This is a genomic window from Pseudomonas sp. HN2 (genome assembly GCF_020736465.1).
Classification (GTDB): Bacteria; Pseudomonadota; Gammaproteobacteria; order Pseudomonadales; family Pseudomonadaceae; genus Aquipseudomonas; species Aquipseudomonas moraviensis_A.
Window position 1 is genome coordinate 2448883 of sequence record NZ_CP085885.1, and the last position, 21342, is coordinate 2470224.

Genomic DNA, 21342 nt, shown 5'->3' on the forward strand with positions numbered 1-21342 from the left:
GCCTTTTTTCTTGTCTTTACAGCAGGTTATCCCATGCATTTCAGCGAACTGATGGCAGTTATTTCGACCCATGCGATCCGCCTTCAACAGGAAGATGAAGACCTGGTCATTCTGGGCAGTGACGACGCGCTGGATGATGCGTTGTGGGACAGCCTCGCCGCTCACAAGGCACAACTGCTGGAACTGGTCGCGCGGCACAACGGTGACTGGTTGAGTCCGGCGTATCGCATCACCCCGGACATGCTGCCGCTGGTGGCGCTCGATCAGGTCAGCCTCGACCGCATTGTCGCCGGTGTGCCGGGCGGTGCGGCGAATGTGCAGGACATCTACCCCTTGGCGCCCTTGCAAGAGGGCATGCTTTATCTGCATCTGGCGGCAGCGGCGGGCGACCCGTACGTGTCGCAGGCGCGCTTTGCCTTTGCCAATCGTGAGCGCCTGCAAGCCTTTGCCGATGCGCTGCAATGGATGATCGGCCGCCACGACATCCTGCGCACTTCGTTTGTCTGGGAGCGCCTGGACGAACCGTTGCAAGTGGTCCAGCGCAAGGCTGCGCTGCACTGCGAAGAGCTCGAATTGAACGGCAATGGCGAGGTGCTCGAGCAACTGTTGCAGCGCCACGACCCGCAGCATTTCCGTCTCGATGTGCGGCAGGCACCGCTGCTGCGCCTGGTATTTGCCGACGATCCGGGCAATGGCCGCGTGGTTGCCTTGTTGCTGTTCCATCACCTGATCATGGATCACCTCGCGCTGGACGTGATCCGTCGCGAAGCCCAGGCGTTTCTGCTCGGGCACAGCGCGCAAGTGGCGGCGCCAGTGCCGTATCGCGATCATCTGGCGCGGGCGCGGCTGGCCGCAAATGAATCGGCCCACGAGGCATTTTTCCGCGAGATGCTCGCCGACATCGACGAGCCGACGCTGCCCTGCGGCTTGCGCGATGTGCAGGGCGACGGCCACTCGATCGAAGAAGTCTCGCTGCTGCTCGACGGCGCCCTGAGTCGCCAATTGCGCGAGCAGGCGCGGCAACTGGGGGTGAGCGTGGCCAGTGTCATGCACCTGGCCCTGGCGCGGGTTCTCGGCGAATTGTCCGGGCGCACGGCGGTGGTGTTCGGCACCGTGCTGCTCGGGCGCATGGCGGCCGGCGAGGGTGGTGAACACGCGCTGGGGATGTTCATCAACACCTTGCCGCTGCGGGTCGATGTCGGCGCCGACGACGTGCGCGCCGGCGTGCTGTTGACCCATCGCCGCCTGACCGCGCTGCTCGGCCATGAGCAAGCCTCGCTGGCGCTGGCGCAACGTTGCAGTGCGGTGGCAGTGCCGACGCCGCTGTTCAGCGCGATCCTCAACTACCGTCACAGCAGCGTCGATGAAGTCGCCGAAATCATCGAGATCGCCCCGGGCGTGCAAGTGCTGGGTGCGCGCGAACGTACCAACTATCCCCTGACCGTCAACATCGATGACCTGGGCGAAGACTTGCGTATCACCGCACTCGCGGAGTCGAGTCTGGGCGCGCAACGCATCGCCGATTATCTGCAGACCACCCTGCAAGGCCTGGTCGATGCGTTGCAGACGAGCACGCCGACGCCGCTGCACAGCGTCCGGATTCTGCCGGCCGCCGAGCGCGAACGGCTCTTGCACGGCGCCCATGCAGCGCTTGCGCATTTCCCCGATACGCCATTGATTCATCAGCAATTCGAAGCGCACGCCCAGGCCCGGCCGGATGCCACTGCGTTGCTGTTCGACGGGCAGAGCCTCAGCTACGGCGAACTCAATCACCGTGCCAACCAGGTTGCTCATCATCTGCTGGGGCTGGGAATTCGCCCGGACGAACGCGTGGCGATCTGCGTCGAGCGTGGCCCGCAAATGATCATCGGCCTGCTCGGTGTGCTCAAGGCCGGCGCCGCGTATGTGCCGATCGACCCGGCCTATCCGCAGGAGCGAATCGCTTTCACCCTGCAGGACAGCGCCCCGGTGGCACTGCTGCTGCAAGCTGCCACCCGAGAGCGGGTCGGCGCGCTGCCAGTGCCGCTGATCGATCTCGACGATCACACTCTGCGCGGCGAATCCGAGCGCAATCCGCAGATCGCCGGGCTGACTCCGGCGAGTCTGGCGTATGTGATCTACACCTCCGGCTCCACCGGTTTGCCCAAGGGCGTCATGGTCGAGCATCGCAACGTGGCGCGGCTGTTTTGCGCCACAGCGCACTGGTTTCAGTTCAATGAGCGCGACGTCTGGGCGCTGTTCCACTCGTTCGCCTTTGATTTCTCGGTGTGGGAAATCTGGGGGGCGCTGGCCTTCGGCGGGCAACTGTTGCTGGTTCCGCAAACCGTCAGTCGTGCGCCCGATGAATGCTATGCGCTGCTGTGCCGCAGCGGTGTCACCGTGCTCAATCAGACCCCTGGCGCGTTCCGCCAGTTGATCGCTGCGCAGGGCCGCAGTGGGTTGCAGCATTCGCTGCGTGAAGTGATTTTCGGCGGCGAGGCACTAGAGCCCGGACTGCTCAAGCCGTGGTACGCCCGGGTCGGCAACGCCGGCACGCGGTTGGTGAACATGTACGGCATCACCGAAACCACCGTGCACGTGACCTATCGGCCGCTGCAGGCCGCCGATGCGCAATTGGTCGGTGTCAGCCCGATCGGCGGGCCGATTGCCGACCTGCAACTGTACGTGCTCGATCCTCAAGGCGAACCGGTGCCGGTCGGTGTGACCGGCGAGTTGTATGTCGGTGGCGCGGGCGTGGCGCGCGGATATCTCAACCGTCCTGAGCTGACCGCCGAGCGCTTCATTCGTGATCCGTTCAGCCGCACCGCCGATGCGCGCCTGTACAAAACCGGGGATCTGGCGCGCTGGGCCGCCGACGGCAGTCTCGACTATCTGGGGCGCAACGATGATCAGGTGAAGATCCGCGGTTTTCGCATTGAGCTCGGCGAGATCCAGGCACGCCTGTCGGCCTGCGCCGGTGTGCGCGACGCCGTGGTCATCGCCCGCGAAGACAGCCCCGGCGACACGCGACTGGTGGCGTACTGGACCGCTGCCGAAGGCGAAGAACCGAGCGTGGCGCAGCTGCGCGATACGCTGCTCGACTCGCTGGCGGACTACATGGTGCCCAGCGCCTTTGTGCGCCTCGACGCCTTGCCGCTGACCGCCAACGGCAAACTCGACCGCAAGGCACTGCCGGCGCCGGACAGTGATGCGTTTGCGCGACGCGGATTCGAAATGCCGCAAGGCGCGGTGGAAAGCCTGATTGCCGGCATTTGGCAGAGCCTGCTCGGCGTCGAGCAGGTGGGTCGGCATGACAACTTTTTCGAGCTCGGCGGGCATTCCCTGCTGGCGGTGAAGCTGATCGAACGCATGCGTCAACACGACTTGCACTGCGATGTGCGGGTGCTGTTCGGCCAGCCAAGCGTGGCGGCGCTGGCGGCAACCCTCGGCGCGACACAGGTGCATGCCGTACCGGTCAATCGTATCGAAGCCGGTTGCACGGCGATCACCCCGGAGCAATTGCCGTTGGCCGATCTCGATCAGGCTGGCATCGACACAGTGATCGCCAGTGTGCCCGGCGGTGTCGGCAATGTTCAGGACATCTACGCACTGGCACCGTTGCAGGCGGGCATTCTCTACCACCACCTCGCCAGCCACAGCGGCGATCCCTACGTGCTGCAGGCGCAATTTGCCTTTGCCGGCCTGGCGCAGATCAAGGACTTCGTGCGCGCCTTGAACAGCGTGATTACCCGTCATGACATTCTGCGCACCAGCGTGGTCTGGGAGGGGCTGGAGGCGCCGGTGCAAGTGGTCTGGCGCGAGGCGCCGCTGAATCTTGAGCGGGTCGATGCCGACGAGCTTGCCGGCGACGCACTGGAGCAGATGCAGGCGCGTTTCGATCCGCGTCACTATCGCCTCGATCTGACCCAGGCGCCGCTGATGCGTTTTGCCTATACCGAAGATCAGGCCAATCAGCGCTGGGTCGGCATCCTGCTGATGCATCACATCGTCCTCGACCACACCGCACTCGAAGTGCTGGTGGCGGAAATGAACGACCTGCTGCTCGGGCGCACGGATGATCTGCCGCCAGCCGTGCAATACCGCAATTACGTGGCCCAGGCCCGCGCGGGCGCCGATGACGAAGCGCACGAGGAGTTCTTTCGCGACATGCTCGGCGACATCAGCGAGCCGACACTGGCGTTCGGTGTGCAGGATGTGCTCGGCGACGGCAGCGCCATCGTTGACAGCCAATTGGCCCTCGACGTTGGCCTCGGACAACGTTTGCGCGGAGTGTCGCGGCGCTTCGGCATCAGCATCGCCAGTCTCGTGCATCAGGCCTGGGCGCAGGTGCTGGCGCAGGTTTCCGGTCAGCAGGACGTGGTCTTCGGCACCGTTCTGCTGGGGCGCATGCAGGGCGGCGCTGGCGCCGATCGTGCGTTGGGCATGTTCATCAACACCTTGCCGTTGCGCGTCACTGTCGGCGCCGAATCGGTGCAGGACAGCGTGCGTGTCACCCACCAACGCCTGGCGCAGTTGCTCGGCCACGAGCAGGCGTCACTGGCCTTGGCCCAGCGCTGCAGCGGTGTCGCCGCGACGTCGCCGCTGTTCAGCACGCTGCTCAATTACCGTCACAGTCAGGCGGACGCTGCTGCAGTGGAATGGGACGGCATCGACATTCTCTGCTCCCGCGAGCGCAGCAATTACCCGCTGGTGGTCAGCGTCGATGACCTCGGCGATGGTTTCCTGCTGAACGTGCAAGCAGTGCCGCAGGTGGACGGCGTGCGGGTTTGCGATTATCTGCAAACCGCACTGCACAGTCTGGTGAACGCCCTCGAATACTCGCCGACGCTGCCCGTGCAGCAGTTGTCGATTGTCTCGCCGGGCGAACGCCAACAAGTGTTGTTCGGCTTCAACGACACCACGCAACCATTCCCGCCCGCGCAGACTGTGCAGCGTCTGGTCGAAGCGCAAGCGCTGGCGAATCCCGACGCCTGGGCGGCGGTGCAGGGCGAGCAGCGTCTGAGTTACGCGCAGCTGAACCAGCGCGCCAATCGTCTGGCCCAGCACCTGATCGGCCTCGGCGTGCAGCCGGACGATTGTGTCGCCGTATGCCTGCGCCGCAGCCCGCAGATGCTCGTCGCGTTGCTGGCAATTCTTAAGGCCGGCGCGGCTTACGTGCCGGTCGATCCGGCCCATCCCCGCGAGCGCATCGCCTATCTGCTGCAGGACTGCGATCCGCTGGCAGTGCTGGCCGAGGCCTCGACCCGCGACTTGCTCGGCACGGTGCCGCTGATCGATCTGGACAATAACGGCTGGGCAAATTTGTCCGACGCCAACCCGCAATTGCCGGCGCTGACCCCGGCCCATCTCGCCTATGTGATCTACACCTCCGGCTCTACCGGCCAGCCAAAAGGCGTAATGGTCGAACACCGCACCCTGGAAAACCTTGTGCACTGGCACGCCGCAGCCTTCGATCTGCACGCCGGCAGCCATACCGCCAGCGTCGCCGGGTTCGGTTTCGACGCCATGGCCTGGGAGGTCTGGCCGGCCTTGTGCGTGGGCGCGACCCTGCACTTGCCACCGGCATCGATCGGCAATGAACACCTCGATGAATTGCTCGAATGGTGGCGCGCGCAGCCATTGCAAGTGAGCTTCCTGCCGACCCCAGTGGCCGAGTACGCGTTCAGCCGCGAGTTGAGCCATCCGACCCTGCGCACGTTGTTGATCGGCGGCGACAAGCTCCGGCAGTTCCCGCGTAACCAGACCTTCGACGTGATCAACAACTACGGGCCGACCGAAGCCACGGTGGTGGCGACGTCCGGGCGCATTGAGGCCGGGCAGGCGTTGCACATCGGTCGGCCGATCGCCAATGCCAAAATCTATCTGCTCGACAGTCAGCAACAACCGGTGCCGGTGGGCGTGCAGGGCGAACTGTATGTCGGTGGCGCCGGGGTCGCTCGTGGCTACCTGAATCGCCCGGCACTGAGTGCCAACATGTTCCTCGAAGATCCGTTCAGCGATGAGCCCCATGGGCGCATGTATCGCACTGGCGATCTTGCCCGTTGGCGCGCCGACGGCACGCTCGAATATCTGGGGCGCAATGACGATCAGGTGAAACTGCGCGGCGTGCGCATCGAGCCGGGGGAAATCGAAGCTGCGCTGAGTACGCACAGCGCCGTGCAAGACGTAGTAGTGCTGGTGCGTGACGGGCGCTTGCTGGCGTGGTTCAGCGAGCGCAGCGCGGTAGACATCGCTGATCTGCGCCGACACTTGCAGAGCCGACTGCCCGAGGCACTGATTCCCGCCGCTTATGTCCGCGTCGAGGCGATGCCGCTGACCGCCAACGGCAAGCTTGACCGCAAAGCCTTGCCGGAGCCGGATCACAGCGCCTGGCTCAGCCACGAATACGCAGCGCCGCAAGGTCCATTGGAGCAGGCGTTGGCGCAGATCTGGAGCGATCTGCTCGAGGTCGCGCAGGTCGGTCGGCATGACAATTTCTTCGAACTGGGCGGGCATTCATTGCTCGCCGTCAGCCTGATCGAGCGCCTGCGCCAGCTCGGCCTGAGCGCCGATGTGCGGGTGCTGTTCAGCCAGCCGACCCTCGCCGCACTGGCGGCGGCGCTGGGCAGCGGTCGCGAAATCGAGGTGCCGGCCAATCGCATTGCCGATGACTGCCGCCACATCACCGCGGACATGTTGAGCCTGAGCGAACTGGACCAGGCCAGTGTCGAACGCATCGTCGCCACGGTGCCGGGCGGCGCGGCCAACGTGCAGGACATTTATCCGCTGGCGCCGTTGCAGGAGGGCATTCTTTATCACCACATCAGCGCCGGCCCGGGCGATCCGTATCTGCTGCAATCGAGTCTGGCCTTTGCCGACATCGACCGCCTGTATGCCTTCGCCAAAGCCCTGCAGGGCATTATCGAGCGCCACGACATTCTGCGCACCAGCGTGGTCTGGGAGGGATTGCCGAGCCCGCAGCAATTGGTCTGGCGACGGGCGCCGTTAGCGGTCGACGGCGTGGCGCTGGACCCTGTAGACGGTGATGTGCTTGCCCAGTTGCAAGGGCGTTTCGCCGCCCGGCACTGGCGCCTCGACCTCGGCCAGGCGCCGCTGATGCGCCTGGTGTATGCCGATGACCCTGAGCACAAACGGGTCGTCGCCATGTTGCTGTTCCATCACATCGCCCTCGATCACACGGCGCTGGAGGTGGTGCGGCAGGAGATGCAGGCCGGCTTGCTCGGCAACAGCGAGCCACTGCCCGCAGCAGCGCCGTATCGCAATTACGTGGCGCAGGCTCGCCACGGCGTCAGCGAGCAGGAACACGAGATATTCTTCCGCGAGATGCTCGGCGACGTCGACGAGCCGACCCTGCCGTTCGGTTTGCGTGAAGTTGAAAATGACGGCAGGGACATCGAAGGGCATGTCAGCGCAGTGCCGCTTGAGTTAAGCAGGCGTTTGCGGGCGCAGGCGCGCAGTTTCGGGGTCAGCGCGGCCAGTCTGTTCCACCTCGCCTGGGCGCAGGTGTTGGCGGCCACGGCCGGGCAGCCGCGCGTGGTGTTCGGCAGCGTGTTGCTCGGTCGCCTGCAGGGCGGTGCGGGGGCCGATCGGGCACTGGGAATGTTCATCAATACCTTGCCGTTGCGCGTAGAAGTCGGTGAGGCAAGCGTCGGTGCAACACTGCGCGGCGTGCATCAGCGGCTGGCTGCGCTGCTCGGTCACGAACACGCTTCACTGGCGCTGGCCCAGCGTTGCAGTGCGGTTGCCGCACCGTTGCCGCTGTTCAGTTCGGTGCTGAATTATCGGCACAGCGCCTCGCGCCAGTCTGACGAGGAGGCGTGGCAGGGGATCGAGTTTCTTGCTCATGAGGGGCGCAGCCATTATCCACTGACGCTGAGCATCAACGATCTCGGCGAGGGCTTCGATTTGTCGGTGCTGACGCCCGCCGAGGTTGGTGCGCAACGGGTCTGCGAGCTGATGCACAGCGCGCTGGCAGTGCTGGTGGCGGCGCTGGAGCAGGATCCCGAACAGGCACTGGATCGGCTGGCGATCCTGCCGCCATCCGAGCGCGAACGAGTGCTCACACAGTTCAACGCCAGCGCTGTGGCCTTCCCGCCAGCGCAGACGGTGCACCGCCTGTTCGAGGCGCAAGCGCTGCTCAACCCGCACGCGCTGGCGCTGCACGCGGGCGAACACCAGCTGACCTATGCGCAGCTCAATCAACAGGCCAATCGCCTCGCGCATTACCTGCTTGAGCTGGGCGTTCGGCCCGACGCGCGGGTGGCGATTTCCACCCGGCGTGGCCCGCACATGCTGCTGGCCATGCTCGCTGTGCTCAAGGCTGGCGCGGCCTATGTGCCGATCGACCCGGCACATCCGGCCGAACGCATTGCCTATCTGCTGGCCGACAGCGCACCGCTGGCGCTGCTGGTGTCCGGCGTGGAACCGGGCAGGGTGGCGGTGCCGGTGATCGATCTTGGCGACGAGCGTTGGCATGACCGGCCGGACCGCAATCCTGAAGTCGGCGATTTGACGGCCGATCATCTCGCCTACGTGATCTACACCTCGGGCTCCACTGGCCAGCCAAAAGGCGTAATGGTCGAACACCGCACCCTGGAAAACCTGGTGCACTGGCACGCCGCAGCCTTCGATCTGCGCGCCGGCAGCCATACCGCCAGTGTCGCCGGATTCGGATTCGACGCCATGGCCTGGGAGGTCTGGCCGGCCTTGTGCGTGGGCGCGACGTTGCACCTGCCGCCGGCGTCGATCGGCAATGAACACCTCGATGAGTTGCTCGAATGGTGGCGCGCGCAGCCGTTGCAGGTGAGCTTCCTGCCGACGCCAGTGGCGGAATATGCCTTCAGCCGCGAGCTGGGCCATCCGACCTTGCGCACGCTGTTGATCGGCGGCGACAAGCTCAGGCAATTCCCGCGTGACCAGAATTTCGAAGTGATCAACAACTACGGCCCGACCGAGGCAACGGTGGTGGCGACCTCGGGGCGCATCGCGGCCGGGCAGGCGTTGCATATTGGCCGACCGATTGCCAATGCCAGGGTGTACGTCCTCGATGGCCGGCAGCAGCTGTTGCCGGTTGGGGTCAGAGGCGAGTTGTACGTCGCCGGCGCAGGCGTGGCCAGGGGGTACCTGAACCGCGATGAGTTGACCGCCGAGCGCTTCCTCGCCGACCCGTTCAGCCATGAGCCTGGGGCGCGCATGTATCGCACCGGCGACTTGGTGCGCTGGCGCACCGACGGCACGCTGGAGTATCTGGGGCGCACTGACGATCAGGTCAAACTGCGCGGTGTGCGCGTGGAACTCGGCGAAATCGAAGCGGCGCTGGCCAGTCATCCGGCGCTGCAGGACGCTGTGGCACAAGTGCGCGACGGGCAGTTGCTGGCGTGGTTCACCGCGCGTGGGCCGCTCGATCTCGAGGACCTGCGTGAGCATTTGCAATCGCGCTTGCCGCAAGCGTTGCTGCCGGCGGCCTACGTGCGCCTCGACGCCTTGCCGTTGACCGCCAACGGCAAACTCGACCGCAAGGCCTTGCCGGAACCGGAGCAAAACGCTTGGCTCAGCCGTCAGTACCAAGCGCCGCAGGGCCCGGTGGAAACCGCGCTGGCGCAGATCTGGAGCGAGGTGCTCAGGGTTGCGCAGGTTGGCCGCCACGATAATTTCTTCGAGCTCGGCGGGCACTCGTTGCTGGCGGTCAGCGTCATCGAACGCATGCGTCAGATCGACCTGACTACCGACGTGCGTGTGCTGTTCAACCAGCCGACACTGGCGGCGCTGGCGGCGGCGATCGGCAGCGGCCGCGAGATTGTGGTGCCGGCCAACGGCATCGCCGCGCACTGCACCTGCATCACGCCCGACATGCTCAGTCTGCTGCAACTGGATCAGGCCAGCATCGAGCGCATCGTCGCCACGGTGCCGGGCGGTGCGGCCAATGTGCAGGACATTTACCCGCTGGCGCCGTTGCAGGAAGGCATTCTCTACCACCACATCACCGCCGGGCAGAACGACCCGTACGTGCTGCATTCACGGTTGACGTTCGCCAGTGTCGAGCGCGTCGAGGCGTTCGCCAGTGCGTTGCGTCAGGTCATGGCGCGCCATGACATCCTGCGCACTTCGATCGTCTGGCAGGGCCTCGCCGCGCCGGTGCAAGTGGTGTGGCGCGAGGCGCAATTGCCGGTGGAGGAAGTCGCGTTCGAGCAACTGTCGACGCGTTCGCTGGATCTCGGCAAGGCGCCGCTGATCCGCTTGTTGTACGCCCGCGATCCGGCCACCGGACAAGTGGCCGGCCTGCTGTTGTTCCATCACATCGCCCTCGATCACACGGCACTGGAAGTCGTGCGCGAAGAAATGCAGATCAGCCTCGCTGGCGAACAGCGCTCGCTGCCCCCGGCGGCGCCGTACCGCAACTATGTAGCGCAGGCGCGGCTGGGCATCAGTGAGGCGGAGCACGAAGGGTTCTTCCGCGACATGCTCGGCGATGTCGATGAACCGACGCTGCCGTTCGGTCTGCATGAGGTCAATGCTGCGGCGGGTACTTATGAGGAAGCGGCGCTGGCACTGCCCGATGCGCTGGCACAGCGTCTGCGCAGTCAGGCGCGACAGCTGGGCATGAGCGTCGCCAGCGTGTTTCATCTGGCCTGGGCGCAAGTCCTGGGCGCCACCTCCGCCCAGCAGCGGGTGGTGTTCGGCACCGTGCTGATGGGCCGGATGCAGGGCGGGGCGGGGGCGGATCGCGGGCTCGGCATGTTCATCAATACCTTGCCGCTGCGCGTCGATCTAGCTGCGCAGACGGTGCGCGCGGCCCTGGCGGCCACCCATGAGCAACTCACCGGCCTGTTGGCGCATGAGCATGCTTCGCTGGCGCTGGCCCAGCGTTGCAGCCGGATCGCCGCACCGGCGCCGTTGTTCAGCGCGATGCTCAACTATCGCCATGGCAGCGCGACGCCAGCGCAAGCGCACCCGGCTTGGCAAGGCATCGAGACCTTGCACAGCGAGGAACGCACCAACTATCCGCTGAGCCTCAACGTCGACGACTTTGGCACGGGTTTCAGGCTCAGCGCGATCACCTCGGCGGAGGTCGGTGCGTTGCGCATCTGCCGCTATATGGAAACAGCGTTGCAGCGCTTGGTCGATGCCTTGGAACAGACGCCGCAGCAACCGATCGAGCAGTTATCGGTGTTGCCGGATGCCGAGCGCCAGCGCTTGCTGTTCGACTTCAACGCGACGGCGGTCGATTACGACTTGCAGCAAACCCTGCACGGCCTGTTCGAAGCTCAAGTGCTGCGCACGCCGCAGGCCGTCGCCGTGCAGATGGCTGATCAACGGGTGGATTTCCAACAGCTCAACGAGCGCGCCAATCGTCTGGCCCACCACCTGATCGGACTCGGGGTGCAGGCGGACTCGCGGGTGGCGATCTGCGTCGAACGCAGTGTCGCCATGGTTGTTGGCCTGTTGGCGATCCTCAAGGCTGGCGGCGCTTACGTACCGCTGGACCCGGACTACCCGGCCGAACGCATCGCCTACATGCTTGCCGACAGCGCACCGCTGGCGCTGCTGGTGCAAGGCAGCACGGCCGCGCTGGCCGGTGCACTGGCAGTGCCGGTGATCAATCTGGAGCAGGAGACCTGGCGCGATTTGCCGGCGAGCAATCCGCCGGTCAGCGGCCTGACGTCGGCGAATCTGGCCTATGTGATCTACACCTCTGGCTCGACCGGTCAACCGAAAGGCGTGGCCAACGAGCACGGCGCAGTGGTCAACCGTTTGCTGTGGATGCAGGATGCCTGCGCGCTGACGGCGGCGGACACCGTGCTGCAAAAAACGCCATTCAGTTTCGACGTATCGGTCTGGGAGTTTTTCTGGCCGCTGATGACCGGCACACGCCTGCTGCTGGCGCGTCCTGGCGGGCACAAGGAACCGGTCTACCTGAGCGAGCTGATCGAGCGCGAACAGGTCACGACTGTGCATTTTGTGCCATCGATGCTCGACGTGTTCCTCGCCCACGGCCAGACCGAGCGCTGTGCCGGGTTGCGCCAGGTGATGTGCAGCGGTGAGGCGTTGCCCGGCAGTCTGGTGCGGCGTTTCAAACAGCAGTTGCCCGCCAGTCAGTTGCACAACCTGTATGGCCCGACCGAAGCGGCGGTGGACGTCACCGCGTGGAATTGCGCCGGGCCGCTGCTGGACACGCCGGACAATACGCCGATCGGCAAACCGATCGCCAACACGCGGATGTACATCCTCGACGCGCAGCAACAACCGGTGCCGCAAGGCGTTGTCGGCGAGCTGTATATCGGTGGCGTGCAGGTGGCGCGCGGCTATCTGAACCGCGCCGAGCTCAGCGCCGAACGTTTTCTGCGCGACCCGTTCAGCGCCCAGGCGCAAGCGCGTATGTACCGCACCGGCGATATCGCTCGCTATCGTGCCGACGGCAATATCGAATACCTCGGGCGCAATGACGATCAGGTGAAGATTCGCGGCCTGCGCATCGAACTGGGTGAAATCCAGGCCTGCCTGAGCCGGATCGACGGCGTCCAGGAGGCGGCGGTAGTGGCCCGCGAAGACGTGCCGGGGGACAAACGCCTGGTGGCGTACTACACCGGCTCGCGGCTGGACATCGACATCCTGCGTGCGACGTTACTGCACGGTTTGCCGGACTATATGGTCCCGGCGACCTTCGTTCATCTCGATCGGTTGCCGCTCAGCCCCAACGGCAAACTCGATCGCAAGGCGTTGCCCGCACCGAATCAGGATGCGCTGATCAGCCGGCCGTATGAGGCGCCGGTCGGCGAGGTGGAAATCGCCCTGGCGCGGCTGTGGTGCGAGTTGCTCAATGTCGAACGGGTAGGGCGGCATGACCACTTTTTCGAGCTGGGCGGGCATTCGTTGCTGGCGGTGAGTCTGGTCGGCCGGTTGCAACAGGAAGGCATGGAGGCCGACGTGCGGGCGTTGTTCGAACAACCGACGCTGGCCGGTTACGCAGCAATCACGGAAAGAATGGAGATCGTCCTGTGAACCTCAATCCCTTGTTGGCGACACTCAAAGCCCGCGACATCCAGTTGACGGTCACGGACGACCAGTTGCGCGTCAATGGCAACAAGCAGGCGCTGGGCGATCCGGCATTGCTGGCGTCGTTGCGCGAACACAAGGCGGCGCTGATCGAGCTGATCAAGGCCGGCGAATATTCAGCGGCCAGGGTCGGCCAGGTCGAGGTGCCGGCCAATGGTATTGCGGCCGGCTGCACCCACATCACCCCGGCAATGCTGACCCTCGCGCAACTGAGCCAGGAGAGCCTCGATCAGCTTCTCCAAGGCATTCCCGGCGGCGCTGCCAACGTGCAGGACATCTATCCGCTGACGCCGTTGCAGGAAGGCATTCTCTATCACCACGTCAGCGCGCAACACGGCGACCCCTACGTCATGCAGGCGCATTTCGCGTTCAGCGGAGCGCAGCGTTTGCAGGCATTCGTCGATGCCTTGCAGACGGTCATCGACCGCCACGACATCCTGCGCACCGCAGTGTTCTGGGAAGGTCTCGACACGCCGCTGCAAGTGGTCATGCGTGAGGCGCGCCTGCCGCTGGAAGAAGTGACGCTGGAGGCCGATGGCGGCGATGCGTTGGCACAATTGCACGCGCGTTTCGACGCCCGCCAGTTTCGCCTCGACGTCACCCGCGCGCCGCTGCTGCGGCTGGCGCATGCCTGGGATGAACGCGAGCAACGCATCGTCGCGATGCTGCTGTTTCATCACATGGCGATGGACCACTCGGCACTGGCGGTGGTCAGCGAGGAATTGCAGGCTTGCCTGAGCGGGCACGCCGCGCGGTTGGGCGCGCCGGTGCCGTTTCGCAATTACGTGGCGCAGGCACGCCTGGGCATCAGCGAGGCGCAACACGAAGCGTTTTTCCGCGACATGCTGGCTGACATCGACCAGCCGACTCTGCCGTATGGCCTGCAAAGTGTGCACGGCGACGGCAGTGACATCGTCGAATTCAGTCAGGCGCTCGAGCTGCCACTGGAGCGTCGCTTGCGCGCGCAGGCACGCCGCCAGGGCGTCAGCGTCGCCAGCCTGTTTCACCTCGGTTGGGGCCAGGTGCTGAGCGCCCTCACCGGGCAAGCGAGCGTGGTGTTCGGCACGGTGCTGATGGGGCGCATGCACAACGCAGAAGGCACCGAACGAGCGCTGGGCATCTTCATCAACACCTTGCCGCTGCGGGTCGACATTACGGCGCTGGCGGTCAGTGAGGCGATCAAGGCCACCCACGCGCGGCTGACCACGCTGATGCGTCACGAACATGCGCCGCTGGCATTGGCGCAGCGTTGCAGTGGCGTGGTCGCGTCGTCGCCGTTGTTCAGCACGCTGCTCAACTATCGGCACAGCGCTTCCAACGGCAGTGCCAGCGCCGAAGCACTTGCCGCGTGGGAAGGCATCAGCGTGCTGCGTTCGGAAGAACGCACCAATTATCCGCTGACCCTGAGCATCGATGACTTCGGCGACCGCTTCAGCCTGACCTTGCTGGCCACCCGCGCCGTTGAGGGTGAACGTCTCTGCGCCTATCTGCTGCACGCAGTGGAACAAGTGCTGTCGGCGCTGGAACACGCGCCGGAGACGCCGCTGAATCGGTTGTCGGTACTGCCCGCCGCCGAACGCGAGCAACTGTTGCACGGGTTCAATGCCAGTCAGGTCGATTACCCGGCGGCGCTGCCGATCCAGCAGCGTTTCGAAGCGCAAGTGCTGGCGCGGCCGGATGCGCTGGCGGCGGTGCATCTGGGCGAGTCGCTGACGTTTGCCGAGTTGAACCACCGGGCCAATGCGCTGGCGCACCAGTTGATCGACTTGGGCGTGCAGCCTGATGACCGCGTTGCCATCGTCGCGCGCCGCGGGCTGCACGCGCTGGTGGGTTTGCTGGCGATCCTCAAGGCCGGCGCCGGTTATGTGCCGGTCGATCCGGCGCACCCGGCCGAACGCCTGCTGCATCTGCTGCGCGACAGTGCCCCGGTCGCGGTGTTGACCAGCGCCGATCTGCGCGACCGCTTGCCGCTGCTGGCGGTGCCGGTGCTCAATCTCGACCCGCGCACCTGGCCGCTGGGCATCACCCGCAACCCGCAGCTGCCGAATCTGCAGGCCAGCCATCTGGCCTACGTCATCTACACCTCCGGCTCGACCGGTTTGCCCAAGGGTGTGATGGTTGAACACCACACCCTGTCCAACCTCGTCGATTGGCACTGCGCGGCCTTTGACCTGTGTGCCGGCCGCCACACTTCGAGCCTTGCCGGATTCGGTTTCGATGCCATGGCCTGGGAGGTCTGGCCGGCGCTGTGCGCGGGGGCGACCTTGCACATTGCGCCGGCCCATGACGGCAGCGAAGACATCGACGCCTTGCTCGACTGGTGGCGGGCGCAGCCGCTGGACGTGAGTTTCCTGCCCACGCCGGTGGCCGAATACGCCTTCAGCCAACACCTGGAACACCCGACCTTGCGCACGCTGCTGATCGGCGGCGACCGCTTGCGCCAGTTCTCGCGCAACCAGCGTTTCGACGTGATCAACAATTACGGCCCGACCGAGACCACGGTGGTCGCCACTTCCGGGCGCATCGACAGCGCTGATGCGTTGCACATCGGCAAACCGGTGAGCAATGCCACGGTGTATCTGCTCGACGAGCAACAGCGCCCGGTGCCGATCGGCGCGGTCGGCGAGTTGTACATCGGCGGCAGCGGCGTCGCCCGGGGTTATCTGAACCAGCCGCAGCTGACCGCCGAACGCTTTCTGCGCGATCCATTCAGCAGTGCGCCGCAGGCACGCATGTACCGCTCCGGCGACCTTGCGCGCTGGCGCTGCGATGGCACCCTGGAGTACCTCGGGCGCAACGACGATCAGGTGAAAATTCGCGGCGTGCGCATCGAACCGGGAGAGATCGAAAACCGCCTCAATCAGCTGCCCGGTATTCAGCAAGCGGTGGTCGTGGCCCGTGAGGATCAGCCGGGGCAGCCGCGGCTGGTGGCGTATTTCACCGAGCAGACTCAGGTGCAGGCGCTGGCCGTGGCTGAACTGCGCGCGCTGCTGCTGAGCCAACTGCCGGAATACATGGTGCCGTCCGCCCTGGTCAAACTCGACGAACTGCCGCTGACCGCCAACGGCAAACTCGACCGCAGAGCCCTGCCGAAACCCGAACGCTCGGCGCTGTTCGCCCGCGAATACGCCGCGCCGCAGGGCGAAGTTGAGACCGCACTGGCGGACATCTGGGCCGAGGTGTTGCAGGTCGAGCGGGTAGGGCGCGAGGACCATTTCTTCGAACTGGGCGGGCATTCGCTGCTGGCCATGCGCATGGTCGCGCAGGTCAGGCAGCGCCTGGGCGTCGAGCTGGTGCTCAGCGACCTGTTTGCCAACGCCGAGCTGGCGGCGGTGGCGCAGGTGTTGACCGAGGCCGGGCGCTGCACGCAACCGCCGATCCTGCCGGTACCACGTGAAACGGCGCTGCCGCTGTCGTTTTCGCAGCAGCGCTTCTGGTTTCTGACGCAGATGGAGGGCGCCAACACCGCCTACAACATCCCGATCGCCCTGCGCTTGCGCGGTGCCCTCGACGCCGCTGCCCTGCAACGCGCGCTGGCGCGTATCGTCGCGCGCCACGAGACATTGCGCAGCCGCTTCGCTCCGCTGGATGGCGACGCTCAGGTGCTGATCGCGCCGGTCGACAGCGGCCTGCTGTTGCGCGTCGAGGATCTGCGCCAGCACTCGCAGGCGGACGAGGCGTTGCAGGCGCTGATTCAGGGCGAAGCCTCGGGGCCGTTCGATCTGCTTGATGACCCGCTGATACGCGGGCGCCTGGTGCGTCTGGCCGATGATCATCACGTGCTGCTGCTGACGCTGCACCACATCATTTCTGACGGTTGGTCGATGGGCGTGCTGACCCGTGAACTGATGGCGCTGTATCAGGCATTCAGTCAGGGCGAAGACGATCCGTTGCCGGCGCTGACCCTGCAATACAGTGACTACGCGGTGTGGCAGCGGCGCTGGTTGAGCGGCGAGGTATTGCAGCGTCAGAGCGAATACTGGCAACGCACCCTGCGCGAGGTGCCGGCCTTGCTCACCCTGCCCACCGATCGGCCGCGACCGGCGCAGCAGGACTACGCCGGCAGCAGCATTGACCTGCAACTGGATGAGCGTTTGAGCGCCGGGCTCAAGGCCTTGAGCCAGCGCCACGGCGTGACGTTGTACATGACCCTGCTCAGCGCCTGGGCAGTATTGCTCGGGCGTCTGGCCGGGCAGACCGATGTGGTCGTCGGCTCGCCGGTGGCGAACCGCAATCGGGTCGAAGTCGAGGGCATGATCGGCCTGTTCGTCAACACCCTGGCGCTGCGCATCGACACCTCCGGCGAGTTGACCGGCGCAGCGCTGCTGGCGCGGGTCAAGGCGCTGACGTTGCAAGCCCAGGCGCATCAGGATCTGCCGTTCGAACAAGTGGTGGAAATCACCCGACCGGTGCGAAGTCTGGCGCACAGTCCGTTGTTCCAGACCATGTTCAACTGGCGCAACAGCGACGGCCCGGCGCTGGCCCTGGGCGATCTGACCCTGGAAGCGGTGGCCGAGCCGAGTCACTTTGCCAAGTTCGACCTGACCTTGACCCTCGGCGACACGCCCGAGGGCATTGGCGGCTGGCTGGAATACGCCACGGCGCTGTTCGATGAAGCCACGGTGCAGCGTTTCGTCGGTTACCTGCGGCAATTGCTGCAGGCCATGGTTGCCAACGATCAGGCGCTGCTCGACGAGGTGCCGCTGGTGCAGGACGAAGAACGCCAGCGCTTGCTGGTGGACTTCAATGACACCGAGCGCGAGTACCCGCAGAACGACACGGTGCAGCGTTTGTTCGAAGCGCTGGCCTTGCGACAACCCGACGCTGTCGCCGCGCTGCATGGCGAGCAGACCCTGAGCTATGCCGAGTTGAACCGCAGGGCCAATCGGCTGGCGCATCATCTGCTCGGCGAGGGCGTGAAACCCGGGGATGCGGTGGCGATCCTGTTGCCGCGCTCGCTGGATCTGCTGATCGCGCAACTGGCGATCGGCAAGTGCGCGGCAGCGTGGGTGCCGCTGGATATTCATGCACCGAGCGAGCGCCTGGCGTTCATGGTCGAGGATTGCCAGGCGGCCGCGCTGCTGAGCCACAGCACAACCACGCTGACGTTTGCCGCACGGCGCATCGATCTCGATCGGCTGGCGCTCGGCGCTCAGCCCAGCTACAACCCGGATCTGCAGCAGTCGGCAGAGTCGCTGGCGTACATCATGTACACCTCCGGCTCCACCGGCATGCCCAAAGGCGTGATGGTCCCGCACCGGGCGATCACGCGGCTGGTGATCAACAACGGCTACGCCGATTTCAATCGGCAGGACTGCGTGGCATTCGCCTCCAACCCGGCATTCGACGCGAGCACCATGGACGTCTGGGGCGCACTGCTCAACGGCGCGCGGGTGGCGATCATCGAGCATGCCACCTTGCTCGATCCGCAGGCGTTCGGCGCCGAACTCAAGCGCAGCGGCGCGAGCATCCTGTTCCTCACCACCGCGCTGTTCAACCAGTATGTGCAGCTGATTCCCGACGCCCTCAAGAGCTTGCGCATTCTGCTCTGCGGCGGCGAGCGCGGCGATCCGGCGGCGTTTCGCAAGTTGCGCGCCGAGGCGCCGCAGCTGCGTCTGGTGCATTGCTACGGGCCAACGGAAACCACCACTTACGCCACCACGTTTGCCGTGCAGAGCGTCGCCGAGGATGCCGACAGCGTGCCGATCGGCGGGCCGATTTCCAACACTCAGGTGTATGTGCTTGATGGCTGTCAGCAACCGGTACCGTTCGGCGTTACTGGTGAGTTGCACATCGGCGGGCAGGGCGTTGCCCTGGGTTACCTCAATCGTCCCGAGCTGACGGCGGAGAAATTCCTCCACGACCCGTTCAGCCGCCGGCCCGAAGCGATGATGTACCGCACCGGCGATCTGGTGCGCTGGCTCGCGCCGGGGCAACTTGAGTGCATCGGTCGCAATGACGATCAGGTGAAGATTCGCGGTTTCCGCATCGAGCTGGGCGAGATCGAAAACCGCCTGCTCAGTTGCCCCGGCGTGAAAGAGGCGGTGGTACTGGCGCGGCGAGACGGCACGCAAACACGCTTGGTCGCCTATTACAGCGCCGCCGATGCCGAGTTGCAAAGCGCCACGCTGCGCGCGTTGTTGCAGGCCCGGCTGCCGGAATACATGGTGCCGTCGGCGTGGGTGCGACTGGCGACGTTGCCGCTGAACAACAACGGCAAAATTGATCGCAAGGCCCTGCCGGCACCGACGCAAGAGGCAATGCTCAACCGCGTGTACGAGGCGCCGGGCAATGCCGTGGAAAGTCGTCTCGCCGAGTTGTGGCGCGAGGTTCTCCAGGTTGAACGGGTGGGTCGCCACGACAACTTCTTCGAACTGGGCGGGCATTCGTTGCTGGCAGTGAGGCTGGTCAACGAGATGCAGCAGGCCGGTCTGCCGATGACCCTGGCCGAGCTGTTCCAGCACCCGAGCATCGAGGCGGCGGCTGCGCTGCTCACTGAACGTGACGGCGTTATCGAGGAGGAACCGGGGCTGATCGTGGTACGCGCTGGCGATCACGGCACGCCGTTGTTTCTGGTGCATGAATTCAGCGGTCGCGATGTGTATTTCCCGGCGCTGGGACGGCACATCGATGGGAGTTTTCCGATTTACGGTTTGCCCGGCATCGAGTTCGGCCAGACGCAACTGCGCACCCTCGAATGCCTGGCCACCCGCATGGTCGGGATCATTCGTCGCAGACAGCCCCACGGGCCTTATCGATTGGCAGGCTGGTCGTTTGGCGGGGTGCTGGCTTATGAAGTCGCCCAGCAATTGCTGGGGCTGGACGAAAGGGTCGAGTTCATCGGCCTGATCGACAGCTATGTGCCGCGCCTGGCCGATCCGCACAAGGCTCGCTGGAACGATGCCCACGTGCACAAGCGCCAATTGATTCTGCATTGCACCGCGCACTGGCTTGGCCTTGGCGACGATGGCCAGCGCGGGTTGACGGCGCTGACAGCGTTGCAAGCCGAACTGGAAAGCCTGACCTTCGCCGAACTGCTCGAGCGCTGCCAACAGCAGCAATTGCTCCATCCCGAGTTGGCGGTTGCCACGGCAGCGGATGCCTGGCATTACCTTGATCGCGAAGTGGCGCACGGACACGCGCTGGCGCATTACCGCATCAGTGCGCTGCCGGTGCCGCTGCATGTGTTCCGCGCGCAGCAACGTTCGGCGGCAATGGCGACGCTCAGCCCGACCCTCGGCTGGGCCGAAGATCTGCCAGATGCCGAGTTGCACTGCATCGATGTGCCCGGCGATCACCAGAGCATGATGAAAGCGCCGCATATTCAGGCGCTGGGTCAGGCCATCGGTCAGGCACTGGAGGCGGCCCAGGCGCCGGCATTGCCGGTCTATCAACCGTTGGTGACCATCCAGACTGGCGACAGTGCCCGGGCGCCGATCTTCTGCGTGCCGGGTGCCGGCGACAGTGTCACCGGCTTCATTCATCTCTCCGAGGCCCTCGGTTCCGAGTGGCCGATCCATGGTCTGCAACCGCGCGGGCTGGACGGCGGCGCGGTGCCGCACAGTCAGGTCGAGGTGGCGGCGCGGTTTTACCTGCGCGCTATTGAGCGACTCTATCCGCACGGGCCGCTGCACTTGGTCGGGCATTCCTTCGGCGGCTGGGTGGCGCATGCCATGGCCGCGCAATTGCAGGCTGAGGGGCGCGAAGTGGCGTCATTGACGCTGATCGACAGTGAATCCCCCGGCGGCAACGGGGTGATCGGCAAACCCTACACCGCGACCGCTGCATTGCAGCGGCTGATCGAGGCGTTGCAACTGTCGTCAGGCACCTCCCTGGGCATCGATGCCGAGGTTTTCTCCGAGGCCGATGACGCCACGCAATTGCGTTTGTTGCACGAAGGCATGGTGCGTGCGGGCGTGCTGTCGGCGCGGACAACGCCGCAGTCCTTGCTTGGCTCGACGCGCACCTTCGCCAGCGCCCTGCGCACGGTTTATCAACCGCGTCAGCGTTACAGCGGCCCGGTGCGCCTGGCGCTGGTTGACGATCCGACACTGGATGCGGCGGGCAATCAGCGCGAGCAGGCGGCGATGATCGAAGGCTGGCGTCGCGAGGTGACGGATCTGACGGTGTGGTACGGCCCGGGCAACCATTTCACGTTGCTCAAGGCACCCAACGTAATGAGTTTCGCCGCGTGGTGGCACGAGGGGCTGAAACGGCCGGCCAAGGCAATGCTCTCCTGATTGATGTGGACGTCTTGCAGCCCGGCCGCTGGCCGGGCTCAACCCTGAA

General features: G+C 65.2%; 2 protein-coding genes. Both read left to right on the forward strand.

Going from position 1 to position 21342, the window contains the following annotated elements; translation table 11 throughout:
* Positions 1-33 precede the first annotated feature (33 nt).
* Complete coding sequence (locus tag LIS66_RS10800) at positions 34-12999, forward strand: non-ribosomal peptide synthetase (RefSeq protein WP_227974223.1); 12966 nt, start codon at positions 34-36, stop codon at positions 12997-12999.
* Positions 12996-21293 carry a non-ribosomal peptide synthetase gene (locus tag LIS66_RS10805; RefSeq protein WP_227974224.1) on the forward strand — a complete coding sequence of 2766 codons (8298 nt, stop codon included), beginning with the start codon at positions 12996-12998 and terminating at the stop codon, positions 21291-21293. Before LIS66_RS10800 ends, LIS66_RS10805 begins: the two co-directional genes overlap by 4 nt.
* The last annotated feature ends 49 nt before the right edge of the window (positions 21294-21342 follow it).